This is a genomic window from Ruegeria sp. HKCCD8929 (assembly GCF_013031405.1).
GTDB lineage: Bacteria > Pseudomonadota > Alphaproteobacteria > Rhodobacterales > Rhodobacteraceae > Ruegeria.
The window spans coordinates 120,430-144,492 of sequence record NZ_WPZY01000011.1 but is presented as its reverse complement, the minus strand read 5'-3'; the positions used below and the strand labels follow the sequence as shown (position 1 = coordinate 144,492).

The window sequence follows — 24,063 nt, the reverse complement described above, 5'->3', positions numbered from 1 at the left end:
GGCCTCGGTTTGTATGTTCAGCCTGTCTGTCATAGGGTGCGCCCGAATGACGATCAAGCTGTATGAAATGACGGATGAGGGCACCCCGATGAGCGATGACAATGACTGGTACGGTCCCGATGCGGCGACCTTCGGCGACCGGGTGGCGGGCGCGCGTGAGGCGGCGGGAATGTCCCAGTCCGAGATGGCGCGCAGGCTGGGGGTCAAAAAGTCCACCGTAGCGGCATGGGAACAGGACCTGTCCGAACCGCGCGCCAACCGCCTTTCGATGATGGCGGGCATGCTGAACGTCTCGATCATGTGGTTGCTGACCGGCGAGGGCGAGGGCATGGACGCTCCGGCGGATATCGATGAGGGCGACGCCGATCTGGCTGCCATGGCGGCCGAGCTGCGCGCGATCCGGGGCGAGATGCGCACCACCGCCGAGCGCGCGGCCCGGTTGGAAAAGCGCCTGCGCCAACTGGTCGGAGCCGACCATTGAGCGAACCGCGCGAACACCGGATCAGGCGGATGAAGATGCGCTCGATGCGGCGCGGTATCAAAGAGATGGATCTGATCCTGTCCGCCTATGCCAACCGGAACCTTGACGACATGGATGCGGTGGGTCTCGACCTCTACGACTCGCTGCTGCACGAGAACGATCAGGACCTCTATCAATGGGTCACCGGGCAGGCCGACGTGCCCGACGCCTATGGCGCCCTGATTTCCGATATCGCGCAAACGTTTCAAAAATAAGACAGATTTGGACTTAACCGATTCTTCGGCATTTCCCCGCATCGTGTGCTTAAAGCACGAGCGAGTCGGAGAGTTGGATGAGTATCGAGACGCAGATTGCCACCGGCAACAAGGGGTTCATGACCAGTTATCTGGAGTCGCTGGCCCTGGTCGAGCGGCTGCACCGGTTGCTGCTGGACGTCATCAAGGATGAGTTCGAGCGGGTGGGCGAGTTGGAGATCAACGCGGTGCAGGCCCTGCTGCTGTTCAATATCGGCGATAACGAGGTGACGGCGGGCGAGCTGAAAAGCCGTGGCTACTATCAGGGCAGCAATGTCAGCTACAACCTCAAGAAACTGGTCGAGATGGGGTATATGCACCACCAGCGCTGCGAGATCGACCGCCGCTCGGTCCGGGTGCGCCTGACCCAGCGGGGGCGTGAAATCCGCGATATCGTCGCCGACCTGTTCTCGCGCCACGCCGAGGGGTTGCAGGCCAAGGGTGTGCTGGGGGCCGAGGGCATCGAAGAGATCACCAGCGCCTTGCGCCGGGTCGAGCGCTACTGGACCGATCAGATCCGCTATATCTACTGAGTGCCGGGGACCGGGACGGGCAGGGCGGACAGAACCAGCCCCTCCAACTCGCGCCGCAGTTTCCGCACCATCGCGGCCTCGTAATCCTCGAACCCCAGGGCGACCTCGACAAAGGCATCTGGCCCCAGAATGACCCAGGCCTTGTAATAGGCCGACAGCTCTCCGATCTGCATCTGGCGCTTGTCGCCGCCATGCGGATCGTCAGCGCCGATGACCAGACCGTTGATGGTTACACCCGAAGGCTCCAGCGCCTCGCGGATGTCGCGCGGATGCGGACCCATATTGTGTTTCCCGTCCCCCGACAGATCCAGCGTGCGCTTCCAGCACCCCGATTGCCGCGCCAGCAGATCGGCGCCATAGAGCATCGCCGCCCCCACGGCGGTGCCGTTCGGCGCCGGTTGCCGTGCGGTGGCCGCGAGATCCGCCGCGATCCCGGCAAGCGTCGCGGCGTCGCGTATCTCGGTCCAGTCCAGCAGCAGGCGCTGATAGCCCGGCTCGCTCCATTCAAAAACCGCCAGCCGCACCGGCACCCCGGGGGTGCCCAGCAGCGCCCGTTCCACATCGGGATGACGCAGGGCATTGGCCAGCCCGCCGATCTGCAAGCGGTATTCGGTACTGTCGACCGAGCCCGACACGTCCAGCCCCAGCGCCAGCGCCTGCCGGCACTGCGCCGAAAGCGGTGAGGCAACAAGGCAGCACAACATGGCAAGGGCCCGGATCATTTCCGGTCCCTGTCCACCGCACCGATCACCATATTGGACAGCTCCCGCTCCAGCTTGCGCCGCATCGCGCGCTCGTAATCCTCGAACCCCTGCGCGATCTCCAGAAACGCGCCGGGGCCGCGCAACACTTCGGAGCGGTAAAACGGGATCAGCCCGGTCTCGGCCTCGAAATCGGCACCGTTGATGACCAGCCCGTTCACCACCACGCCCTCGAACGGAAAATGCGCATAGGCCAGATGCGGCGCGTAGCCGTCATTATTCTCCCCGTCGCCCGCCACATCTATGGTTCGGGCAAGGCACGGAGGCGCGCGGCGCAACAGTTGCGAGCCATAGGCCAGCGCATGCCCCAGCGCGGTAGGCGACTCGGTCTGCGACCGGGGCGCGCGGGCAACAAGCGCCGAGGCCGCATAGAGATCCGCCGGGCTGCGGATCAGTTGCCAGTCCACCAAAACTTCCTGGTTGAACCGTCCGCTCCACTCGTACACCGCCAGCGCCACCGGCATGGGCGAGGCAAAAAACGCCCGTTCGACCTCGGGCGCGATCAGCGCGGCGGCCATTCCCCCGCGCTGCAGATCGTGCTCGGCGGCATCGACCGAACTTGATACATCCATGGCCAGTGCCAGGGCCAGACGGCACTGGGCCGCCCCACCCGGGCCGGCCGCAAGGGCCAGCGTCAGGGCTATTAGCCCCCGGATCACCAGTGGCCTGTGCTTTCCATGCTGGACCAGGGCTCGGCCGGGGCCAGCGCCTCGCCATTCTGCAACAGCTCGACCGAGACATTGTCCGGCGAGCGCACAAAGGCCATCCGCCCGTCGCGCGGCGGCCGGTTGATGGTCACGCCATTGTCCTGCAGGTGCTGGCAGGTGGCGTAGATGTCATCGACCCCATAGGCCAAATGCCCGAAATGGCGGCTGTCGCTGGGCAGCTCGTCATCGCCATCCCAGTTATAGGTCAGCTCGATGGGCGCCTCTTCCTGACCCGGGGGCGCCAGGAACACCAGCGTGAACCGGCCCTGTTCGCTTTCATAACGCCGGGTCTCTTTCAGCCCCAGCAACTCATAGAAAGCCATGGATTTCTCCAGATCCTTCACGCGGACCATGGTGTGCAGGTATTTCAACGCCATCTCGTGCCATCCTTCGTGGTATTTCGCTGGCACGAAGATTAGCGCGCCCCGCGCCGGTGTCGAGGGGCGCGGGCCCGGAAACCGGGGCGGGGCACGCGACCCCAGATAATCTGCATCAATACCTTATGTCGCGGTTCCGGTTCCTGTTTGGCAGAGATATAGTGGGACCCGACTCATTTCCGGAAAGGAGCCCCCATGCCGCTTTCGCCTGAGCAACTGGCCGAGATCGAGGCGCAGCGCGCGCAATCGCAGCAGACACGCCGCGTGGTCGCGCCGGGGATGGAGGATCACCTTTACACCGCCCATCCGGTGCTGGATCACGGCTTTGTCCGGGTGATCGACTATATGGGCGACGATGCCGCGATCTGTCAGGCGGCGCGGGTGTCTTACGGCAAGGGCACCAAATCGGTGCAGAATGACGAGGGGTTGATCCGTTATCTCATGCGCCACTGGCACTCGACCCCGTTCGAGATGTGCGAAATCAAGCTGCATGTGAAACTGCCGGTTTTCGTCGCCCGCCAGTGGATCCGCCACCGCACCGCCAACGTGAACGAATACTCCGCCCGCTATTCGATCCTCGACCGCGAATTCTATATCCCGGCGCCCGAACATGTCGCCGCGCAGTCCGAGATTAACAATCAGGGCCGCGGGTCCGCACTTGAGGGGGCCGAGGCCGCGCGCGTGCTGGAGATGCTCAAGGCCGACAGCGCCCGCTGCTACGACAATTACGAGGCGATGATCAGCCAGGACGGCCAGCAGGGGCTGGCGCGGGAACTGGCGCGGATGAACCTGCCCGCCAATGTCTACACCCAATGGTACTGGAAGGTGGACCTGCACAACCTGTTCCACTTCCTGCGGCTGCGCGCCGATGCCCACGCGCAATACGAGATTCGCGTCTATGCCGAAGCGATGTGCGCCATCGTCGCCGACTGGGTGCCCTTCGCCTACAGGGCGTTCGAGGATTACCGGCTGGGCGCTGTGAACCTGTCGGCGCAGATGGTCGAAACCCTGCGCCGGATGCTCAAGGGCGAGGATGTGACACAGGAAAACTCGGGCCTGTCGGCGCGGGAATGGCGTGAGTTCGAGGCGGTCATTCGGGAAGGCTGAGCGCGACCTTCCGGGCCGCATAGCGGTCGGACAGGGGGATCACGCCAACGTAACGGTCAACGGCCAAGCCCAGGCCGCCGACCTTTTTTGGATAGTCCCGTCGTGAATACGGAAAACGAATTACAAAGGTTTCAATTCTCCGGCCATCTGGCGGCCGTCGCGTCCATCCTGAAGTTCATAGGAAACCTTCTGGTTGTCGGCGAGCCCGGTCAGTCCGGAACGCTCTACGGCCGAGATATGAACAAACACATCTTTGCCACCTTCGTCGGGCGCAATAAAACCATAACCCTTGGTCGTATTGAACCATTTCACGGTGCCGGTTGGCATGTCCCGTGTCTCCTTCTACTTGCACGTGGCCCACAGGATTTGTGGGGTAGTAAATGACGATGCCAACTCCCAAAGGCGGACAGGTATTGGTCCCGGACCGGTTTCAAGCGCAGGTTTCGCCTGCCTCACAATTACACGCTAAAGCAAAAAATCAAGGACAAGGCGGTGGGATATCGCGCATTGTCCACAAAATGAGCAAAATGGGAGAGGGATAATCCATGCGGCTTTTTGGCCTGAAATCCTGCGACACCTGCCGTAAGGCGCTGAAATTATTGCCGGACGCGCAGTTTGTCGACGTGCGCTCGGACGGTTTGCCACAAGATGTTCTGGCGCAGGCCTTGACGCGGTTCGGCGAGACCTTGCTCAACACCCGCTCAACGACATGGCGCGGATTGGACGAGACCGAGCGTGCCCGCGCCCCGGCCGACCTGCTGGCCGACCACCCGGCCCTGATGAAGCGCCCGCTGATCGAACGGGACGGAGAGCTCTACCTTGGGTGGAACGCCGAAACGCGCACAGCCCTTGGCGTCGGCTGATCGCGCCCTTATCTGCACTCTCACGGTAACGGAGAAAGAGTATGCGCAACGCGGCACTGGTACTGGGTGTGATCGCCGGTCTGATCGGAATGATCGTCGGGTTTTTCGGCTTTGGCTATATCGAGGCCATCGAGCATTTCGGTGAGATCGAGGGCATCGCCGAACAGGTCGAGAATGCGGATCTGATACAGGTGATGTCGATTGTGGCGCCGATGCTGGCCATCGCCGGGGGCGCCATGGCCCGGGCGAGGGCGCTCTGGGGCGGCATCCTGCTGCTCGCGTCGGCGGCGGGGATGTATTACGCCTTCGGCTTCAACGTCTTCACCATGTTCCCGGTCGCGTTTGCCGGTGTCGCCGGGGTGCTGGCCATCGCGGCGGGCAAGCCGGATGAACCCAAGGCGCATTTCTGAATCAAAAACACCGGCCCTTGCAGGCCGGTGTCCAACACATTCACGGGGTTGAGGTCAGGCCATCGCCGGTTCCGCCCGGCGCCGCAACAGCGCGTCCACCGACAGAACACCAGCCCCCTTGACCACGATGAAAGTCAGCAGGAACACCCAGAACAGCCGCTGATCCATGATCACGCCGCTGGCCTGATTGTCGAACCACGCGCCCAGCGTCGCCAGATCGGTTGCGCCATGCCCGTAGACGTCGGTCAGCGACTGCACCACCACAAAGCCGATCATCCCCAGCGCCGCCAGACGGGTGGCCAGCCCGATCACGATCAGCAGCGGCAGAATGAACTCGGCATAGGTGCCCGCCATCACGACCGCCCAGTGAAACAGACCGAACTGCGAGGTGTCATAACCCACGGCTTCAAGCTGTTTCGGGAAGATCTGCGAATAGGCGCCGATCGAAGGGTTGAAAATGCCCAAAATTCCCTCACCGAGCTTGGTTTTTCCGGAATTCCAGTAGTAGATCAGCAGAACCGCTGCAAAGGTGAAACGCGCGAATAGCGGCAGCAACCAGTCCCCGGCCTTTTCGACAAGATCGAAGATTTTGTTGTGAATCGAGACTAGTGCGTGCATGGCCTCATCCTTTGTTGGTGGTGAGTGAAGTGATGGCGTTGCCCTGCAAGAGCAGGGCCAGCGTGGCGCCCAGATCGAAATCCGGGACTGTGGCGAGCGCGGTTTCGTGGGCCTCGCCGACGGTCTGTCCGGCGCGCAGGGCGTCGATCCAGTCGGCCCCGCCTGCGGGCAGCAGATGGGGGGCGGGATCGAACTCGGCCCGGGTGATCAGAACATCCTGAGCCCCGGCCTGCGGTTTCGGCGCACCCTCCTCGGTGTTGAAGCGCCAGATCGCATGGACCGGCCAGGGGGAACGCAAGATCTCCATCGCCGGGGCAAATTTCAACCGCGCGCGCATCAGCTCCTCGGGATCGATGGCCAGCGCCTCAGGCGCAATCGCAGCGCTGTCGGCCGCGTGGTAGGACCGGCGTAGCGTAAGTTCCAGCCGCGCCACATCCGGAAGATACCCCAGATGGGCCAATTGCTCCATGCCCGCCAGAAACTCGGGAAACGCCTTGCCGTAAAACATCATCAGTGGCGATGACGGCGGGTGCTGGCGCAGGAAGATGCCAGACAGCCCGTCCATGTTCTGTGGCCCCAGCAGCTTGGTGATGACCGGAAACGCCTGATGCATCGCTTCGGTCAGCGAGACGGCGACGTTGTTGCGATAGACGCTGAAGCGGCGGCCGGCGGGGCGGTCATACGCATCGCTCAGGCCCTGTGGCACTGGCTGTGCGGCGTCCAAAAGGGCGCCGCGGAACATGTCCTGCGACACGCTCATGCCGGGATACGCTCCAGCGCGGTCTGGGCGCGCACCGCCTCGTCGCGCAGGACCGGCCAGTCCGGCACATCCGTGTCCCATTCGATCAGGACCGGCTTGGGGCCCGAGCGGTCCAGCACGTAATCCAGCAGGCTCCAGACCGGGTCCACAACCTCGCGCCCATGGCTGTCGATCAGCAGCGGGCGGCCATGATCGTCCTCATCCTCGTCATGTCCGCCCAGATGGATTTCCCCCACCTTCTCAAGCGGATAGGCGTCGATATAGCCTTGCGGCGAGTAATCGAGATTGGTGGCCGAGACAAAGACGTTATTCACATCCAGCAGTAGCCCGCAGCCGGTGCGCCGCGCGATTTCGCGCAGGAAATCGGGCTCGGCCCAGGTGCTTTCGTCAAAGGCCAGATAGCTCGAGGGGTTTTCCAGCAGCATCTGCCGTCCGACCACCTCCTGCACCTGATCGATATGTTCGCACACGCGGTTCAGCGTGGCGTCGGTATAGGGCAGGGGCAGCAGGTCGTTCAGGAAATGGCTGTCATGGGTGGACCAGGCCAGATGCTCGGAAAAGCTGGCCGGGTCGAGCCAGCCCACCAGATGTTTCAGCCGGGCCAGATGATCGGGGTCCAGCGCGCCTTCGCCGCCAATGGACAGGCCGACGCCGTGGACCGAGATCGGAAACTGTTCGGAAAGATGGCGCAGCTGCGCCAGCGGGCGGCCACCGTCGCCCATGTAGTTTTCGGCATGGATTTCCAGCCATTCCACCGGGGCGGCTGCTTCGAGGATCTGGGCAAAGTGCTGGGGCTTGTAACCGACGCCCGGCGCGGCGGGCAGGCGGTTCGACCTGTTCGCACTATCCAACATCACCCTGTCTCCTGCGGAAAATGAAATTGGGGGCAGGCCATTCAACAGGCCCGCCCCCGGTCATTTACGTCCGGATTATGCCGGCAGGTCGCGTTCCAGCGCCTCGAGCGAGCCCTTGCGGTCCGTGCCGTCTGCCTGAGCCGGAAGTTCGATGGATTCGCAAGTGCCTGCATCCACCAGGGTCCAGGCGTTGCCCTGATAATCGACGGTCGAGGTGCCCGCGCAGGTGGTGCCGGGGCCGGCGGCGCAGTCGTTCTGACCGGCCAGCGACACGCCATAGCACTTTTCTTTGGCCTGTGCGCTTGCGGTGGTGGCGGCGCCGGTCATGGCTGCTGCGACGGCACTGGCGATGACCAGGGTTTTTGCGGTATTCGACATCTCGGAAATCCTCTTGATGACTGCGTATGTCTGTTGCTTACGAACTCAAAGGTAGCGACTTGGGCGCCGCAGTTGAATTCACGAGCCCGTGTCTCACAAGCCCGTCAGGCTTTGTCATGGCTCAGCTCTGGTTAACAATCTGTTTTTCAAGTGAAAATCTTGAAATGTTACAATCCGACCCACGGTTTGGGGCCGGATTGCAGGTGAATTTCCGCCGAATGTTACAGCAGATCGGGCGGGGTCGCGGCGCGGGCCAGCTCTTTTGTTACATCCGCCAGCGGCTGGACGCTGGTCTGCTTTTCACCCAGGCGGCGGACGCTGACGGTGCGCTTTTCAACCTCGCGGTGGCCGACAGCCAGAATCACCGGCACCTTGCCCACCGAATGCTCGCGGACCTTGTAGTTGATCTTTTCGTTGCGGATGTCGGCCTCGACCCGGATACCGGCCGCGCGCAGAGTTTCGACGACCTCCTGGACATAGTCATCCGCCTCAGAAGTGATCGAGGCGACGACCACCTGACGCGGCGCCAGCCAGAACGGCAGCTTGCCCGCGTGGTTCTCGATCAGGATGCCGATGAACCGCTCGAACGAGCCCAGGCAGGCGCGGTGCAGCATGTAGGGACGGTGCTTGGCCCCGTCCTCGCCGATATAGGTCGCACCCAGCCGTTCCGGCAGGTTCGGATCCACCTGGAAGGTGCCGCACTGCCATTCCCGACCGATGGCGTCGGTCAGCTTGAAATCCAGCTTGGGGCCATAGAAGGCGCCTTCGCCGGGATCGAGCGTATAGGAATGCCCGGTGGCCTTGATCGCCTTTTCCAGCGCGCTTTCCACGTGATCCCAGCTTTCCTCACTCCCCACGCGCTTTTCCGGGCGGGTGGCGAACATGATCTCGAATTTCTCGAAGCCGAGATCGGTGTAGACAGATGAGAGGTATTCCAGGAACGCCGCGCATTCGGCCTCGATCTGATCTTCGGTGCAGAAGATATGACCGTCATCCTGCGTGAACCCACGCACCCGCATGATCCCGTGCAGCGCGCCCGATGGTTCATAGCGCGAGCACGAGCCGAACTCGGCCAGCCGCAGCGGCAGTTCGCGATAGCTCTTGAGCCCCTGATTGAACACCTGCACATGGCAGGGGCAGTTCATTGGCTTGAGCGCGTTGATTGCCTTTTCGCGCGCGTGCTCCTCATCGACTTCGACGATGAACATATGCTCCTGATACTTGTCCCAGTGGCCCGAGGCCTCCCACAGCTTGCGGTCCACCACCTGAGGCGTGTTGACCTCCTTGTAGCCGGCGGCCCGCTGCTTGCGGCGCATGTAGTCCTGCAGCGTGGTGTAGATGGTCCAGCCATTGGGATGCCAGAACACCTGACCGGGGGCCTCTTCCTGCATGTGGAACAGGTTCATTTCTTTGCCCAGCTTGCGGTGGTCGCGCTTGGCGGCCTCCTCCAGCATGTGCAGATGCGCCTTGAGCTTTTCCTTGCCGGTAAAGGCACAGCCATAAATGCGCTGCAGCATCGGGCGGTTGCTGTCACCGCGCCAATAGGCGCCCGCGATGGACATCAGCTTGAACGCGTCGCCCGGCACCTGACCGGTATGCTGCAGGTGCGGGCCGCGGCACAGGTCCTGCCAGTCGCCATGCCAGTACATGCGCAGCGGCTCATCGCCGGGAATGGCGTCGATCAGCTCGACTTTGTAAGGCTCGTTGTTCTCGGTGTAGAAATCGACCGCGCGGCTCCGGTCCCAGACCTCGGTCGTCACCGGCTCGCGCTTGTTGATGATTTCCTTCATCTTTTTCTCGATCAGCCCGAGGTCCTCGGGCGTGAACGGCTCGGCCCGGTCGAAATCGTAATACCAGCCGTTTTCGATGACGGGGCCGATGGTGACCTGGGTGTCGGGCCAGATTTCCTGCACCGCGCGCGCCATGATATGCGCCAGATCGTGGCGGATCAGCTCATTGGCCTGCGCCTCGTCCTTCATGGTGTGGATGGCGATGTCGGCGTCGGCCTCAATGGGCCATTGCAGGTCCCAATGCTGGCCGTTGACCGTGGCCGAGATGGCCTTTTTCGCCAGCGAGGTCGAGATATCGGCCGCCACCTGCGCAGGGGTCACGCCCGCGTCATAGGATCGTGCATTGCCATCGGGAAAGGTAAGGGAGACGGATTGTGAGTCTGTTTGTAGCGCGGTGGCCATATCGGCACTCCTCGTCGGTTTGGCGCCCACTGAACGCCCGGTTGCGGGTTGTGATGTCCGGCCCATGTGGCAGGAGGGTGCGCGCGTGTCAAGGGGCGGAGCGAGGGGCCAGCCCCTCGCGCTCCCCGGAGTATTTTGGAAAAGATGAAGCAAGGAAGCGGGGAATTGCACTTGGGGGCGGGGCGTGCATGATGCTGGAAAAGCAATGAGGATTTCATGGCAGCGACGGATTTTCTGGAGACGCCGCAAGGGCGGCGGCTGGCCTATCACCGGAGTGAGGGGGCAGGGCCCACCATCGTGTTTCTGGGCGGGCTCAAGTCGGATATGGAGGGCACCAAGGCGGTGCATCTTGAGGCCTGGGCGCAGGCGCGCGGGCAGGGCTATCTGCGGTTCGACTATTCCGGGCATGGGGAGAGTTCGGGCACTTTTGCAGAGGGCTGCATCGGCGACTGGCATGAGGACACGGTGGCCGCCGTCTCGGCCCTGACCGAGGGGCCGCTGATCGTGGTGGGGTCCTCCATGGGGGGCTGGCAGGCGCTGTTGCTGGCACGCGCGATGCCGGACCGGATCGCCGGTATGGTGACCATCGCTGCCGCGCCAGATTTCACCGAGAATGGCTATTGGGCCTCGTTCAGCGACGACCAGAAGGCGGCACTGGAAGAGGTGGGCCATGTGGAACTGCCCTCGGACTACATGGAGCCCTATATCATCACCAAGCGGATGATCGAGGACGGACGGGAACGGCTAGTCCTGCGGCAGCCGTTGAACCTGCCGTTCCCGATGCGCTGCCTGCAAGGCACCGCCGATACCGCCGTCTCGACCGAAACCGCCCTGCGGCTGATGGGTCATGTCACCTGTGACGACATGCGCCTGCTCCTGGTCAAGGATGCCGACCACCGGTTCTCCGACGGGCCTTGCCTGGGCCTGATCGAACAGGCGGTGCTGGACGTGATGGGAGAGGCCTGATGCGGATGTTCGGTTGGCTGCTGGGGCGGCTTTTGCTGGCCCTGATGATCGTAGGCGGCGTGCTGTGGGTGGTCGGACCCTATGAAGAGGTCGACCTGTCGCCGTCATTCGATCCGGGCAAATTCGGCGAAGGGGTTCAGGTCTATTTCGAGAGCATCGAATCCGGTTTTGACGACATCACGCCCGGCGTCGAGAAACGGGTGATCTGGCAGCCGGGGGCCGAGGAACAGCGCACGCCGTATGCGGTGCTTTATATCCACGGGTTTTCAGCCACGTCGCAAGAGATCCGCCCGGTGCCCGACAAGGTGGCGCAGGCGCTGGGCGCCAATCTCGTCTATACCCGCCTGCAGGGCCACGGGCGCGGCAGCGCGGCGATGGCCCAAGGCACCGCCTCGGGCTGGATGCGCGACGCCGCCGAGGCTCTGGCCGCGGCGCGGGCGGTGGGCGATAAAGTGGTGGTGATTTCCACCTCGACCGGCGGCACGCTGTCCGCCGCCGCGGCGCTGCATCCCGAGCTCAGCAAGGATGTCGCCGCCATGGTGTTCGTCTCGCCCAATTTTGGTGTGAACTCCGGGGCGGCCTGGGTGCCGACCCTGCCCGGCGCGCGGTACTGGTTGCCGCTGGTCATGGGCGGCGAGCGCGGCGAATCCGACCCGCACCCCGACAAGAACACCTATTGGACCACGCGCTATTCATGGGAGGCCATCGTGCCCCTCTCGGCGCTGGTCAAAGAGGTGGTCGCACTGGATTTCGCCCGGGCTCAAATCCCGGCGCTGTTCCGGTTCTCGGATGACGATAAGGTTGTGCGACATGACATCACCCATCGGATTGCAGGCGACTGGGGTGGACCGGCGACCATACAACGGGTCGTTTTGGAACCGAACGACGACCCCCACGCGCATGTCATCGCCGGGGACATCATGTCGCCGGGGCAGAACGAAGCCACCGTGGCGGGCATTCTGAACTGGCTGAAGGAACAGGAGATCGAATGATGGAACAACGGGTCAGCCTCATCACCATCGGCGTCGAGGATATTGAGGCCGCAGCCGGGTTCTACGAAAAGCTCGGCTGGAGCCGGGTCGACAGCCCCGACGGTGTGATCGCCTTCGATCTGATCGGGCAGACGCTGGGGCTTTACCCGCTCTCGGCGCTGGCCGATGAGATGGGTGTGGATGTGGCCACGCTCGGGCGCGGTGCCCTGACGCTCAGCCACAATTGCCGGACCAAAGAGGAGGTGGCGGCACTGCTGGACGCCGCCAAAGCCGCCGGGGCCGAGATTCTGAAACCCGCAGCAGACGTGTTCTGGGGCGGCCATCACGGCTATTTCCGCGCGCCCGACGGCACGATCTGGGAAGTGGCCTTCAACCCGTTCTCGGCGCTGGGCCCCAAGGGCGAGTTCCGCTGGAACGGATATTGATGGCAGAACCGGTCTGGGGCCCGAAGGTTTACGAATTCGTGGCCGCTCGCGTTCCCAAGGAGGAGCGCGGCTTCAATGACCACGCAATGACCGCCTGGCAGTTCGGTTGCATGCTGATATGCGCGCTTGGATATGCCAATGAGCAGCCATGGGGCGCATCCCTCCGCGAAACGCCCATCCACCCAGCCGCGTTACCACCGAACGAGGATATCGCCGTTGCCGTTTTGACCATCGCCGAGCAATGCAACGAGGTCGCCTGGCTCCGCCAGAATGGAACCTCGATGCCGCCGACGCGTCCGCAAGCTGCAGGGGCCGTGTGGATGCGGGTCGGGGAAACCAGCCCGTGGCCTCCCGCACCTCCGACCGTGCACGCCGCAGAAGGGCTGGGCCCGGCGCGCCTGTCGGACGAGACGCAGAAGATCCTGGTCCTGCTGGGCATGATCCGCGAAGATCATTGGACGCCCGCCGCCCGCCCTATGCTGTGGAGAATGCAACCGCGCGCGTGGGGCATGGATGTTCCCTCTGATCCGGCGTTCCGGCAGGGCATCGAACGATGCCTGACAACTCTGCCCGACGCTGTGCGTGATGCGATAGAGCGGATTGCAACACCGCCTGACGCCGCACTGATCGACGCCGACCTGAACCAGATGCTTGCCTTTCACGCAGAACGCCAGGCGCAGGCCAAGGCGCATGGCCATAAGCTGCCACCTCCGGACAAGAATGTGCTACGTAAACGCATTGTCGCAGGATGGGCAACACGAATGACACACGAGGCCGAACATATGTTCCACGCCCGCTGGCGGCTCGATACAGGGTGGCAACCTGAGAAGAACACACTCCTGACGCTCTTTCACGACCCGTTGGCCCGGCAGATGGGGCAGGCGGTGCGCGAGAGGCTCGGCTGATGCGCAAACCGGGCAGCATGTGGAGCCTTGAAACCCTTGGCCGTGTGCGCCTGTCGCGCCATTTCTTCATGCGCGATTTCCTCTATTCCGAGATCGGCAATTTTCACGAGAAACAGAACATCCCCGAAAACCCCGATCTGGCCATCGAGACGGGGCGGGCTTTTTGCGAAACCCTGATGGACCCGCTTGAGGAAACCTTTGGCCGTATCGCGGTGCGCTCGGGCTACCGCTCACCTTCGCTCAACCGGTTCGGCAACGAGAACAAGCTCAACTGTGCCCGCAACGATCACCCGCTGGAATGCCACATCTGGGACCGGGGCGAGGGGGATGCGCGGATCGCGGGCGCCTCGGTGGTGATCCCGTGGTTTGCCGACCGCTATGCCGAAGGGCGCGACTGGCGCGATCTGGCGTGGTGGATGCACGATCATCTGGACTACTCCGAGATCTGGTTCTTTCCGAAACTCTGCGCCTTCAATCTGGTCTGGCGGCCCACGCCGCTGCGCCGGATCGACAGCTATATCGCCCCGCGCGGGCGGCTTCTGGCGGCGGGAACCGAGCCGTCCGAGCCACTTTCCGCGCGGGCCAGACGCTATGCCGATTTTCCGCCGTTCCGGGGCATCCGATATCCTTGACGCCGGGCGCAAAACCTTCATTCTGCGCGCGAAAAGCCCGGGCTTTCCGGGCCGGGCGAGGGGGGCTGTCATGATCGAGCCATTGGTTCTGCTGCCGGGGATGATGTGCGATGCGCGGGCGTATCAGCACCAGATCCAGCACCTGTCGCGCGACCGCGCGGTGATGGTGGCGCCGATCACGGTGGGCGAACGGGTCGAAGAGATCGCCTCGGGCCTGCTCGACCAACTGCCGCACCGGTTTGCGCTGGCCGGGCTCTCCATGGGCGGCATCATCGCGATGGAGATCGTCCGCCGCGCGCCCGAGCGTGTCTCGCGCCTGTGCCTGATGGGGACGGATGCGCTGGCCGATACGCCGCAAATCGCCGCCGCGCGCGAGCCGATGATCGTCGGCGCCAAAGCCGGGCGGCTGGACGAGGTGATGCAGCAGGCGATCCCTGCCGACGTTCTGGCCCCGGGGCCGGGCCGGATGGCGGTGCTGGAACAGGTCTACGCCATGGCGCGCGATCTGGGGCCCGAGCTGTTCGTGCGGCAGTCGCGCGCCCTGCAGCGCCGCCCCGACCAGCAGGGCACGCTGCGCAAGATCAAGGTGCCGACGATGATCCTGTGCGGCGCGCATGACGGGCTGACGCCGGTCAAACGGCACACGTTCATGGCGGAACTGATCCCGAATGCCGAGCTACGGATCATCGAAGATGCCGGCCACCTGCCCACGCTGGAAACCCCCGAGGCGGTCACCGGTGCGCTGCAGCACTGGCTGGCAATGCCCGCCTAACGATAAAGCGCCGCCCGTTCGTCCTTGGTCAGGATCGTGGCCTCGGCCACCGGCTCACCGGTCTCGGCATTGAAAAACGGCGTGTTGCGCCAGCGGCCCGAGATGCGGGTCGAGATCAAACGGCCCAGCAGCGCAAAGGCCGCGCGCCCGAAATTCTCGTGCTTGTGGCCGCTCTCGGTCTGGATGAACCCCTTCGCGACAACCGGGCCCAGACGCTCGGGCTCGGCAATCCGCCGGACGTTGAAGCCCGCAAACGGCAGCTTGACCGAGCGCATGGTGGTGGCAATCGGCGCGTTGCAGCATTTGGCGTACCATCGGAACAACCCCTTGGGGCTCAGCCGCATCAGGGCCAGATGCTCGGCGCCTTTTTCGATAACCACCGCGTCGGGGCTCATTTGAAAGATGTCCACCGGCCCCGGCGCCGGATCGGGCTGATCGAAATACAGCTCTCCGGCTCGGCAATCGGGGCAATAGCACACAACATGCGTGCCGCTTTTGACGCCCTTTGCGGTGATGTGGCCGCTCAGGCTGCCGCAGTCACAGGCGAACGCAACCGGACCCTGCGCGCCCCGGGCCATGGATCAGGCCGCCGCGTTCTTGTTCGCGGGCTTGCGCTTGCGCGCCGGGCGCCGCGAGTTGGTGTTCATGAAGTCGATGACCAGCGGGCGGATGTTGTCGCGCCAGCTGCGGCCCGCGAAAATGCCGTAGTGACCGGCGCCGGGCTCGACATGGCTGGCCTTCTTGCTGTCGGGCAGGCCGGTGCACAGATCCAGCGCCGCGATGCACTGGCCGGGGGCCGAGATATCGTCATTAGCGCCTTCGACCGATTTCACGGCCACATCGGTGATCTTGCCGATATCCACCTTGTGCCCGGCCACGATGAACTCGTTGCGGGCAATCTCGCGCTTCTTGAACACCCGCTCGACCGTCGACAGGTAGAACTCGGCGGTCATGTCCATCACCGCCAGATATTCGTCGTAGAACCTGTTATGGGCATCGTGGTCCGAGGCCTCGTCCCGCATCACCCGCTGGATCTGCTCGGAAAACGCCTTGGAATGGCGTTCGGCATTCATCGACATGAACGAGGCCAGCTGCAGCAGGCCCGGATAGACCATGCGCCCGACGCCCTTATACTTGAAGCCGACGCGCTGGATCATCGTCTCTTCCAGCTGGCCCATGGTCACGCGGCGGCCGAAATCGGTCACTTCGGTCGGCGTCGCATCCGGGTCCACCGGGCCGCCGATCAGGGTCAGGGTGCTGGGCTGCGCCTTGGGGTCCAGCTCGGCCAGATAGGCGGTGGCCGCCAGGGTCAGCGGGGCAGGCTGGCAGACCGCGATCACATGGGTGTCGGGCCCCAGTTCGCGCATGAAATCAACCAGATAGAGCGTATAGTCCTCGACATCGAATTTGCCCGCCGACACCGGAATGTCGCGCGCATTGTGCCAGTCGGTGATGTAGACCTCGCAATTGACGAGCAGGCTCTTGACGGTCGAGCGCAGCAGCGTCGCGTAGTGCCCCGACATCGGCGCAACCAGCAGCACCTTGCGCGGCTGCTCCTCGCGCCCGTGCACCTTGAAATGCACCAGATCGCCAAAGGGCCGCTCGACCACCGTGGCGATCTCAACCAGATGGTCCTTGCCGTCTTCGCAGGTGAAGGTGCGGATGCCCCAGTCGGGCTTGACCACCATGCGCTGGAACGTGCGCTCGGTGACCTCGCCCCAGGCCGCCATCCAGCTGAAAGCCGGGTTCGGCACCATCGAAAACAGCGGGTAGGATGCCATGGAATTCGCCGTCGCGCCCAACCACTGGTTGGTGTTGCGCATGGTTTCCATCAGGTCGTAGGTCATCATGTAGCGCATGAAATGGGCCTCCTGAGTATCAGCCTGAGAGTTCGGACCATTCGTCGCTTTGCTCCACCCTGCCCACGACGTTATTCTGCATAGCAGCGAGGTTAGGGGGGATTCCTTAAAATGACAACTAGTGACGGCAACACACCTCAGGTGACCGACGAACATATTGAGCGGCTTAAGGAAAATATGGAAAAAGTCGAAGCGCTCTCCAAACGTCTCGTCGACGTCATGGCCGGGAAAACGCCGCACACCCCCGCGCTCGACGGCCCGAATCAAGAGCTTTTCGCAAAGGCAGCAACGGCTTATTTTGCCGAGGCGTGGCAGAATCCCGCCAAGATCTTGGAACACCAGATCGAATATTGGGGCAAGTCCGTCCTGAACTTCGCCGAGGCGCAGCAGGCGATGGCCAAGGGCGAGATCGAGACGGATGAAAGCGCGCCAAAGGACCGCCGCTTTGCCAACCCGATGTGGGACACCAACCCCTATTTCAACTTCATCCGGCAGCAGTACCAGACCAACGCCAAGGCCATCTCGCAGGCGGTGGCCTCGGTCGAAGATATCGATGACAAGGACCGCCGCCGCCTGACCTATTTCTCGCAACAGATCATCGATATGATGGCGCCCACCAACTTTCTGGCCACCAACCCGGACGCGCTGGAAAAGGCGGTCGAGACCGAGGGGCAATCGCTGATCAAGGGGCTGGAAAACCTGGTCGCCGATCTTGAGGCCAATGATGGCGAACTGGTGGTGCGGCTGGCCGATGAAACGGCTTTTGAGGTCGGGGGGAATATCGCGACGACGCCCGGGGATGTGGTCTATCGCAACCGGATGATGGAACTGATCCAGTACAAGCCCGCGACCGAAACGGTGCATGAAACGCCCATCGTGCTGTTTCCGCCCTGGATCAACAAATACTACATCCTCGACCTGAAGGCGCAGAACAGCCTGATCAAATGGGTGACCGAGCAGGGCTATACCCTGTTTGTCGTCAGTTGGGTCAATGCGGACACCTCGCATGCGGATATCGGGATGGAGGATTACATTCAGGACGGGTTCCTGACCGCCATCGAAGAGGCCAAGAAAATCTGCAAGGTCAAGCAGGTCAACGCCGTGGGTTATTGCATCGCGGGCACGACGCTCAGCCTGACCCTGTCGCTCCTGAAGCAACGCGGCGACAAATCGGTCAAATCGGCCACGTTCTTCACCACGCTGACGGATTTTGGCGAGCAGGGGGAATTCACCCCCTTCCTGCAGGATGATTTCGTCAACGGGATCGAGGATCAGGTGAACAAAGACGGTGTTCTCAAGGCGTGGATCATCGGGCGCACCATGTCCTTCCTGCGCTCGAACGACCTGATCTATTCGCCCGCGATCCGCAGCTACATGCTGGGCGAAACCCCGCCCGCCTTCGATCTGCTCTATTGGAACGGGGACGGGGCCAACCTGCCGGGCCGGATGGCGATGCAATATCTGCGCGGATTGTGCCAGGGCAACGACTTCGTCACCGACGGGTTCGAACTGATGGGCCACACCCTGCACATACGCGACGTGGACGTGCCGCTGATGGCGATCACCTGCGAGACCGACCACATCGCCGCCTGGAAGGACTGCTATCGCGGCGTGCAGCAGATGGGCTCGCGCTCCAAGACCTTCGTGGTCTCGGAATCCGGCCATATCGCCGGCATCGTCAACCCGCCCAGCAAGAAGAAATACGGCCACTACACCAATCCCGACCTGAAAGGGGATGCCGACACCTGGCTGAACGAGGCCGATTTCCACGAAGGCTCGTGGTGGCCGATGTGGGAAGCCTGGCTGAAAAAGCGCTCGGGCAAGCAGGTTCCCGCCCGCGATACCGGCGATTCGGATCACCCGCGCCTGGCCCCGGCCCCGGGCGACTATGTGACGGTCAAGGCAAGCCGCTGATTTCAAAGTGAAACCAGATTTTTTCTGCGTTGCAGCAACAAAAAACTTGAAATGCTGCGATGCAGAAAGCATATTCCTCTCAAGCTGATGAAACCCGGGGTGGGCCCGGACAGCACAAAAGGATTAGGACAATGGCAAAGACCCAAGACTTTACCGCGATCATGAAAGACATGATGGGCGCATTCCCCGTTGACACCACCGCCATGGAAGGTGCCTTCAAATCGACCGCAGCTCTGAACGAAAAGCTGTCGGGCGTTGCTCTGGAAGCTGCCGAGAAATCGGCCGAGATCTCCAACAAATGGACCAAGGATACCCTGGCCAAACTGTCGGACATGTCGAAAGCAAAAGCTGAGCCCGCCGATTACGCCAAAGCCGCCACCGACTTCGCGTCGGCATCGGCCGAGGTTGCAGCCGAGAACATGGCCGCTTTCGCCGAGATCGCAAAGAAGGTTCAGATGGACACCGTCGAGCTGCTGATGGCTGCTGGCAAAGACATCACCGAAGATGCCACCGCCGCCGTCAAAAAGGCCACCAACGAGGTGACCGCCGCTGCCAAGAAAGCTTCGGCAGCCAAGTAAGACCCGCGTATTTGCACCCCTCTCCTCCCAACCAGGTGCAATCGCGAAGGGCAGGTCGCCAGACCTGCCCTTTTTCTTTTGGGGGTGTATTGTTGTCTGTGGGGGACACTCGAATCCTTGTTGTGATGCTGAATGGCGCGGCCAGTTTCTGGATTGCGGCGTGAACATGTCTGCCGGCCGCCTACATTGTTTGTAAGTCGGAACAGCAAAGGGAATGCAGACCCGCTTTCCAAGCATGATCGGTGAACGGAGCGTTACAACGGCATCCCGGAAGCCTCCATGGCTTCAAGCCATCGGTCCAGGGCACCCGGAGCGCTCCACATGCCAGTCAGGACATCCCGCTCCCGCGATACGGACCATTCGGGGTTTTCGGCAACGAAATCAGCCATCGCTTTGGCCGCCTTCTCCCGTTCACTCAGGCACTGGTAAATCGCCGCAAGAACTTTATTGGCGGCCACCGGCATCGAGGGCGTCGATTTAAAGGTTGCCAGCGCCTGTTCGCATTCGCCAATCTGCCACTGGATCAGTGCTTTGTCCCAATACAAGCTGTGTCCGTAGAATGGATCAATGCGCGCTGTCACCTCGATTTCTGCAAGAGCCTCGTCCGTTTTTCCGAGCCGGGTTAATGCGAGTGTCAATGCGCTGCGTGCGAAAGAAGACGATGGATTCAGTTCGATTGCACGACGAAAAGCGACGGCGGCCGCCTCGAGATCGCGGCTAAACATCAGGGCGCGTCCCAAAGCGTGGTAGGCTAGGAAGTTGTTGGGGTCGAGCTCAACACCCCGGCGGGCGAGATCAATCATCCTTTTACGAAGTGCCTTTTCATCGCCTTCAATCCAGCCATAGCGCAGCCCGATGCGAAGCGACAATGCCTGTCCAAGATGGCCCCACGCGGAATCAGGGTAGTCTTTGAGGGACTGCTCCTGTTCTTCGATGTTTTTCAACAGGCTCTCGCGGCTGAAATTCCGCATGATCCGGCTTTGTGCGGCATTGGCAATCAACAAGGCGCTGACATCGCCTTCGGTCATACGTGCTTCGGCAGTGGCGACCACTTTGGCACCCACGGCATTGGCGACTTTCCGACTGATCTCGCTATTTGTTTTCAGTAGTGCCTCCAGCGGCACGTCGATCTCGTCGGCCCAGATATGGGTTTCCGTATCCGCATCAATCAACTGTGCCGTCACTCTCAGCCGCTCCCCGTCGTATTGTTGGGAACCTTCCAGAACGAAGTCCGCCCCGAGTTGATCGGCAATCTCGGAGATACCTTCTTCGGAGTTACGGAATTTGAAACTAGAGCGACGCGAAATAACGGTGAATTCCTTGTAGCGCGCCAGCGACGTGATGATACCATCGCCTATCGTGTCGTTCAGTATGCCTTTAAGTTCCTTGGGGCTTAGGTCTTCGAATGGCAGTACCGCGATCACGGGCGGTTTGATGGGTTCTGATCGGAAGTAATACGCCCCGGCCACAAGAGCCAGAATGACGAGTCCCGCGGCAATGGCAAACTGCAGAATCCCGCGACGCGGTGGCGCGTCCTGTGGTTCGGCTATGGGTGGTGGAGCTTCCATGGCCAGCGCCTGTGAGCGGTCGTCGAGCTCGATCCGATAGACCTCCACCGGCCCGGGGATGTTCTTGACAATCCGTGGCCCCATCGGAGCAAAGGTGAGGTCGAGTTTTTCGTTCACCTGATCAAAAGTGCTGCGCGAAATGCAGATCCCCCCCGGCTCCGCTAGCCCTTCGATCCGGGCGGCGACATTCACCCCGTCGCCATAAATATCATCACCATCGACGATGACATCGCCCACATTGATGCCGATGCGAAACTGGATCCGGTCGTCTTCTGGGAGCTCTCCCTGAGCCGCTGCGATGGCGTGCTGGACGTCGACCGCAAAGCTGACGGCATCGATCACGCTGGCAAACTCGACAAGGCTTCCATCGCCCATGAGTTTGACGGTCCGGCCATGGTGCCGTTCGATCCGAGGGTCGATTTCGCTGCTCCGGAGTGCCTTCAGTGCCGCTAGGGTGCCGCCCTCATCTTGCCGCATGAGGTTGGAATAACCCTCGACATCCGCCGAAAGGATCGTTGTCAATCTGCGTTCCTGATGGTCTGGCTCCATCACATTGGCCTCCTGTGGACCAGCCTAGCGCAAGGAGGAGCGCTGCGTCGAGGAGACTGCGAAAAGGACGAGGGACTGGATAGCCGGACGGAAGACCGATGCCTGCTTCGGACCCATCCCGCCATTCAAGGATGGATTGAGCACTCCGCAGCATACCTCGGTTTGCTTGACGGGTGTCCACATAAGAAAAGGCCCCCGAAACCGGAGGCCCTTCATCCCCAAACCAGCGCTATCTCACAACCGCTCGACCTTGACCGAGTCCAGTTTCTCGAAGGCCAGATACTCCTTGATCTCCGCCACCGCCTCAATCGGGTTCTCGTAGGTCCAGACCGCGTTTTCGGTCACCGTGGACATGTTGACGATCGAGTAGTAATTCGCATCTCCCTTGTGCGGGCAGTGGGTCACCTTGTCGGTGCGGTCCAGAAAGGCCATCGCGATGTCCGCGCGGGGAAAGTAGATCACCGGGTCCAGATCACCCTCGCTGAGTTCCAGCGCATTGGTGGTCTCGCCCAGAATGGCGCCGCCCGAGCGGACGCTCCATTTTCCGGGCGCTTTGCGAATCCTGATGTGATCGGTCATTCCTTCTCCTTCCCTTCGTCCTGGCCCTTCGTCCTGGGCCGAACGTCTCCCCTGACTTGTTAAAGTAACAGCCCGGTGTCAGACCGGCGCAGTTGCGGCATCCAACCACACCCGTGCGTCGGGGCCCACCCTTGGCCGCACCTTTTCCACAACGTCGCGGTGGTAGGCGTTCAGCCAGGCGCGTTCTTCAGGCGTCAACATATCGGTCACAATCAGCCGCCGGTCAATCGGAACATAGGTCAGCGTGCGCCAGCACAGCATCGCCCGCTCGGCATCGCCGCCGGACAGGGCGGGGGCCTCTTCCACCACCACCAGATTTTCGATGCGGATGCCAAAGGCGCCCTCGCGGTAATATCCCGGCTCGTTCGACAGGATCATGCCCGGTTCCAGCGGCACATGGCTGGTGCGCGCCAGCCGCTGCGGGCCCTCATGCACGCTCAGATAGGCGCCGACACCATGGCCGACCCCGTGGTTGAAATCCTGTCCCGCCAGCCACAGGGGCAGCCGCGCCACGCATTCGATGTCACGCCCGGCCAGCCCCACCGGCCAGCGCAGCATGGACATGGCGATCATGCCCTTCAGCACGCGGGTGAAACAGGCCTTCTCCTCGTCCCCCACCTCGCCGATCGGGATAGTGCGGGTGATGTCGGTGGTGCCGTCCAGATACTGCCCACCGCTGTCGAGCACCAGCAGATGCCCGTCCTGCAACCGGCTGTCGGTCTCTTCGGTCACCCGGTAATGCATGATCGCACCATTGGGGCCGGTGCCCGAGATGGTCTCGAACGAGATATCCCGCAGCGCGTTATCCTTGCAGCGGCAGGCTTCCAGCTGTGTGACCACCTGCGTCTCGGTCAGGCTGCCCGCAGGCCGCGCATCGAGCCAGCTCAGCAGTTCGACCACCGCCGCCGCATCGCGCAGATGCGCCTCGGCGGTGCCACTGATCTCGGCGGCGTTCTTGCGCGCCTTGGGCAGGGCGCAGGGATCACCGCCATCGACCAGCCGGTCACCCAGCCGGTCCGCCACGATCTGCGGGACCGAGCCCAGATCCACCCGCACCGTCCCCTCCAGCGCCGCCACGGCGTCCAGAAACGCCTCCGGCGCGTGCGGCGTGACACCATCCCCGAGGTCCAGCCCCGCAAGCTTCTCAACCGCCATGAACAGGTCCACCCGGCCATCGCCGTGCAGAATGGCAAAGCCATGCGCCACCGGGTTGCGGGGGATATCCGAGCCCCGAATGTTCAACAGCCACATGATCGAATCCGGCAGTGTGATCACCGCCGCCGCATGTCCCGCTTCGCTTAGTTCCTGCGCCAGCCGGGCGATCTTGTCGCCCGCACTTTCGCCCGCAAATTCCAGCGGATGCGCCTTGGCCGGGTTCATCGGCGGGGCAGGCTGATCCTCCCAGACCCGGTCCACCAGATTGTCACAGCGCACCAACTCGATGCCCGAGCCCTCAAGCTCTTTCCGAGCCGCCTTGATCTGCCCTGCCGCATGCAGCCACGGATCGAACCCCACGCGACCACCCTCGGGCAATTGCTCCTTGAGCCATTGGGACAGGCTCACATCCGGCCACGGCACCGGCGTATAGACATCGGCCACCTGCGCCTTGACCTGAGTGCGATAGCGCCCGTCGATGAACACCCCTGCCACATCCTTCAGCGCCACACAGAACCCCGCAGAGCCGGTAAACCCGGTCAGCCAGGCCAGCCGCTCATCCCGCGGCGCCACATATTCGCCCTGATGCGCATCCGCCCGCGGGATCAAAAACCCGTCCAGCCCCTCGCGCGCCATCTCCTCGCGCAAAGCGGCCAGCCGGGGCGGCCCTTGTTCCGGGCGTGCGGTTACTTCGAAGGACTGGAACATGACGGCCTCATTCTTGTCTTGCTACGGCGAAACCTGTGGCCTGCGGCGGCAAATGTCCATGTAGAACGTCAGAAGACATCGACCTTTGGTCGGAGACTGATCCGGCGAGATGTCCTGCGGTTGTGGC

At 62.5% G+C, this 24,063-nt stretch carries 28 protein-coding genes; 14 read left to right on the top strand and 14 right to left on the bottom strand.

The features are described 5' to 3' along the window. The first annotated feature begins 88 nt into the window (after window positions 1–88). The 3 genes from GOX53_RS17235 (at window position 89) to GOX53_RS17225 (ending at window position 1,307) form a co-directional block, all read left to right on the top strand. Complete coding sequence (locus GOX53_RS17235) at window positions 89–481, top strand: helix-turn-helix transcriptional regulator (RefSeq protein WP_171178519.1); 393 nt, start codon at window positions 89–91, stop codon at window positions 479–481. Beyond that, on the top strand, window positions 478–735 hold the full coding sequence (locus GOX53_RS17230) for a succinate dehydrogenase assembly factor 2 (RefSeq protein ID WP_171178482.1): 258 nt from the start codon (window positions 478–480) through the stop codon (window positions 733–735). The genes GOX53_RS17235 and GOX53_RS17230 overlap by 4 nt, the downstream gene beginning before the upstream one ends. A 77-nt stretch (window positions 736–812) precedes the next feature. Beyond that, the gene (locus tag GOX53_RS17225) at window positions 813–1,307 is read left to right on the top strand and encodes a MarR family winged helix-turn-helix transcriptional regulator (protein WP_171178480.1); all 495 of its coding nucleotides are present in this window, start codon (window positions 813–815) and stop codon (window positions 1,305–1,307) included. On the opposite strand, the gene GOX53_RS17220 is transcribed toward GOX53_RS17225, so the two are convergent. From GOX53_RS17220 to GOX53_RS17210, 3 genes are read right to left on the bottom strand one after another with little or no spacing between them, the layout of a single operon-like run. After that, window positions 1,301–2,029: a DUF1194 domain-containing protein gene (locus GOX53_RS17220; protein WP_171178478.1), complete on the bottom strand. Its 729-nt coding sequence runs from the start codon at window positions 2,027–2,029 to the stop codon at window positions 1,301–1,303. The genes GOX53_RS17225 and GOX53_RS17220 overlap by 7 nt on opposite strands. Further along, complete coding sequence (locus GOX53_RS17215) at window positions 2,026–2,730, bottom strand: DUF1194 domain-containing protein (RefSeq protein WP_217351822.1); 705 nt, start codon at window positions 2,728–2,730, stop codon at window positions 2,026–2,028. The genes GOX53_RS17220 and GOX53_RS17215 overlap by 4 nt, the downstream gene beginning before the upstream one ends. Continuing rightward, window positions 2,724–3,152, bottom strand: coding sequence for a VOC family protein (locus GOX53_RS17210; protein ID WP_171178474.1), 429 nt, complete (start codon window positions 3,150–3,152; stop codon window positions 2,724–2,726). Before GOX53_RS17210 ends, GOX53_RS17215 begins: the two co-directional genes overlap by 7 nt. A gap of 195 nt (window positions 3,153–3,347) precedes the next feature. Between GOX53_RS17210 and thyX the strand changes: the two genes are divergently transcribed. Then, window positions 3,348–4,259 carry an FAD-dependent thymidylate synthase gene (thyX, locus tag GOX53_RS17205; protein ID WP_171178473.1) on the top strand — a complete coding sequence of 304 codons (912 nt, stop codon included), beginning with the start codon at window positions 3,348–3,350 and terminating at the stop codon, window positions 4,257–4,259. A 120-nt stretch (window positions 4,260–4,379) separates the two neighbouring features. On the opposite strand, the gene GOX53_RS17200 is transcribed toward thyX, so the two are convergent. Further along, window positions 4,380–4,586, bottom strand: coding sequence for a cold-shock protein (locus GOX53_RS17200; RefSeq protein ID WP_171178471.1), 207 nt, complete (start codon window positions 4,584–4,586; stop codon window positions 4,380–4,382). A 218-nt stretch (window positions 4,587–4,804) separates the two neighbouring features. On the opposite strand from GOX53_RS17200, the gene GOX53_RS17195 reads away from it, so the two are divergent. Then, entirely contained in the window at window positions 4,805–5,122 is a 318-nt protein-coding gene (locus GOX53_RS17195; protein WP_171178470.1) for an ArsC/Spx/MgsR family protein, read from the top strand. A 41-nt stretch (window positions 5,123–5,163) separates the two neighbouring features. Continuing rightward, on the top strand, window positions 5,164–5,532 hold the full coding sequence (locus tag GOX53_RS17190; RefSeq protein WP_171178468.1) for a hypothetical protein: 369 nt from the start codon (window positions 5,164–5,166) through the stop codon (window positions 5,530–5,532). 54 nt (window positions 5,533–5,586) lie between these two features. Here the strand turns inward: GOX53_RS17190 and GOX53_RS17185 are convergent, their stop codons facing one another. From GOX53_RS17185 to thrS, 5 genes are all read right to left on the bottom strand, one after another. Continuing rightward, window positions 5,587–6,150, bottom strand: a complete 564-nt coding sequence (locus tag GOX53_RS17185; RefSeq protein ID WP_171178466.1) for a DoxX family protein — start codon at window positions 6,148–6,150, stop codon at window positions 5,587–5,589. 4 nt (window positions 6,151–6,154) lie between these two features. Beyond that, window positions 6,155–6,910, bottom strand: coding sequence for a DNA-binding domain-containing protein (locus tag GOX53_RS17180; RefSeq protein WP_171178464.1), 756 nt, complete (start codon window positions 6,908–6,910; stop codon window positions 6,155–6,157). Beyond that, window positions 6,907–7,764: a DUF692 family multinuclear iron-containing protein gene (locus tag GOX53_RS17175; RefSeq protein ID WP_171178462.1), complete on the bottom strand. Its 858-nt coding sequence runs from the start codon at window positions 7,762–7,764 to the stop codon at window positions 6,907–6,909. Before GOX53_RS17175 ends, GOX53_RS17180 begins: the two co-directional genes overlap by 4 nt. 75 nt (window positions 7,765–7,839) lie before the next feature. After that, window positions 7,840–8,142, bottom strand: a complete 303-nt coding sequence (locus tag GOX53_RS17170; protein ID WP_171178459.1) for a DUF2282 domain-containing protein — start codon at window positions 8,140–8,142, stop codon at window positions 7,840–7,842. A 221-nt stretch (window positions 8,143–8,363) separates the two neighbouring features. Next, the gene (gene thrS / locus GOX53_RS17165; protein ID WP_171178457.1) at window positions 8,364–10,334 is read right to left on the bottom strand and encodes a threonine--tRNA ligase; all 1,971 of its coding nucleotides are present in this window, start codon (window positions 10,332–10,334) and stop codon (window positions 8,364–8,366) included. Window positions 10,335–10,550: 216 nt separating this feature from the next. On the opposite strand from thrS, the gene GOX53_RS17160 reads away from it, so the two are divergent. The 6 genes from GOX53_RS17160 to GOX53_RS17135 all read left to right on the top strand — a co-directional run bounded on the left by GOX53_RS17160 (window position 10,551) and on the right by GOX53_RS17135 (window position 15,026). Continuing rightward, complete coding sequence (locus GOX53_RS17160; RefSeq protein WP_171178456.1) at window positions 10,551–11,300, top strand: carboxylesterase; 750 nt, start codon at window positions 10,551–10,553, stop codon at window positions 11,298–11,300. Continuing rightward, on the top strand, window positions 11,300–12,292 hold the full coding sequence (locus GOX53_RS17155; RefSeq protein WP_171178453.1) for a carboxylesterase: 993 nt from the start codon (window positions 11,300–11,302) through the stop codon (window positions 12,290–12,292). Before GOX53_RS17160 ends, GOX53_RS17155 begins: the two co-directional genes overlap by 1 nt. Next, window positions 12,292–12,717: a VOC family protein gene (locus GOX53_RS17150; protein ID WP_171178518.1), complete on the top strand. Its 426-nt coding sequence runs from the start codon at window positions 12,292–12,294 to the stop codon at window positions 12,715–12,717. The genes GOX53_RS17155 and GOX53_RS17150 overlap by 1 nt, the downstream gene beginning before the upstream one ends. Continuing rightward, entirely contained in the window at window positions 12,717–13,622 is a 906-nt protein-coding gene (locus tag GOX53_RS17145; RefSeq protein ID WP_171178451.1) for a hypothetical protein, read from the top strand. Before GOX53_RS17150 ends, GOX53_RS17145 begins: the two co-directional genes overlap by 1 nt. A 17-nt stretch (window positions 13,623–13,639) precedes the next feature. Then, window positions 13,640–14,254 (top strand): hypothetical protein, encoded by a 615-nt coding sequence (locus GOX53_RS17140; protein WP_171178516.1) that lies wholly within the window; start codon window positions 13,640–13,642, stop codon window positions 14,252–14,254. A 70-nt stretch (window positions 14,255–14,324) separates the two neighbouring features. Further along, window positions 14,325–15,026, top strand: coding sequence for an alpha/beta fold hydrolase (locus GOX53_RS17135; protein ID WP_171178449.1), 702 nt, complete (start codon window positions 14,325–14,327; stop codon window positions 15,024–15,026). On the opposite strand, the gene GOX53_RS17130 is transcribed toward GOX53_RS17135, so the two are convergent. Together GOX53_RS17130 and phaZ are read right to left on the bottom strand one after the other, a co-directional pair. Then, window positions 15,023–15,604 (bottom strand): DUF6151 family protein, encoded by a 582-nt coding sequence (locus GOX53_RS17130; protein WP_171178447.1) that lies wholly within the window; start codon window positions 15,602–15,604, stop codon window positions 15,023–15,025. The two genes, GOX53_RS17135 and GOX53_RS17130, sit on opposite strands and share 4 nt — an antisense overlap. Before the next feature lie 3 nt (window positions 15,605–15,607). Next, the gene (gene phaZ, locus GOX53_RS17125; RefSeq protein ID WP_171178445.1) at window positions 15,608–16,885 is read right to left on the bottom strand and encodes a polyhydroxyalkanoate depolymerase; all 1,278 of its coding nucleotides are present in this window, start codon (window positions 16,883–16,885) and stop codon (window positions 15,608–15,610) included. Between the two features lie 111 nt (window positions 16,886–16,996). Here phaZ and GOX53_RS17120 point away from each other — a divergent pair, with 111 nt between their 5' ends. After that, window positions 16,997–18,799, top strand: a complete 1,803-nt coding sequence (locus GOX53_RS17120; protein ID WP_171178442.1) for an alpha/beta hydrolase — start codon at window positions 16,997–16,999, stop codon at window positions 18,797–18,799. Window positions 18,800–18,930: 131 nt separating this feature from the next. Then, the gene (locus tag GOX53_RS17115) at window positions 18,931–19,377 is read left to right on the top strand and encodes a phasin family protein (protein ID WP_171178440.1); all 447 of its coding nucleotides are present in this window, start codon (window positions 18,931–18,933) and stop codon (window positions 19,375–19,377) included. Between the two features lie 254 nt (window positions 19,378–19,631). Here the strand turns inward: GOX53_RS17115 and GOX53_RS17110 are convergent, their stop codons facing one another. The 3 genes from GOX53_RS17110 to GOX53_RS17100 all read right to left on the bottom strand — a co-directional run bounded on the left by GOX53_RS17110 (window position 19,632) and on the right by GOX53_RS17100 (window position 23,936). Next, a complete protein-coding gene (locus GOX53_RS17110) occupies window positions 19,632–21,494 on the bottom strand; it encodes an adenylate/guanylate cyclase domain-containing protein (RefSeq protein ID WP_171178438.1) in 1,863 nt (620 codons plus the stop codon). Window positions 21,495–21,728: 234 nt separating this feature from the next. After that, on the bottom strand, window positions 21,729–22,073 hold the full coding sequence (locus GOX53_RS17105) for a DUF427 domain-containing protein (RefSeq protein WP_171178436.1): 345 nt from the start codon (window positions 22,071–22,073) through the stop codon (window positions 21,729–21,731). 78 nt (window positions 22,074–22,151) lie between these two features. After that, window positions 22,152–23,936 (bottom strand): aminopeptidase P family protein, encoded by a 1,785-nt coding sequence (locus GOX53_RS17100; protein ID WP_171178434.1) that lies wholly within the window; start codon window positions 23,934–23,936, stop codon window positions 22,152–22,154. Between the last annotated feature and the right edge of the window lie 127 nt (window positions 23,937–24,063).